The organism is Dellaglioa sp. CoH-57-MRSF-17 (genome assembly GCF_056782015.1).
Window position 1 is genome coordinate 1 of the sequence record NZ_JBXAXY010000144.1, and the last position, 268, is coordinate 268.

General features: G+C 54.5%; 1 protein-coding gene. It reads left to right on the forward strand.

All coding sequences use genetic code 11. The features are described 5' to 3' along the window. Positions 1-268 (forward strand): hypothetical protein (locus AC1RPJ_RS08195; RefSeq protein WP_481762913.1); only part of this gene is annotated, 268 nt, incomplete at both ends.

Below are 268 nucleotides of genomic sequence, written 5' to 3' on the forward strand. Positions count from 1 at the left end.
GATCATTACGACCACGATGCCCGAGATCGTTCGCGGCCTAGGCTTGACCGGTCAGGAGAAGTTTGATAGGACTACTCAAGACCGTATGTTCGATTACCTGATTGGTGTCAAACGCCGGGCTATTGGTGATTACATCTCGGGGCGTTCCGATGATCTGAATGCTGCGGTCTACGCCGCATCGCAGGAGTGGGCGTCGGTAGCCGCTCCCGCAGGTATGCCTCTGTACAAAAAGAAAAAGACGGACCCGACACGATATGGTGATGGGGAA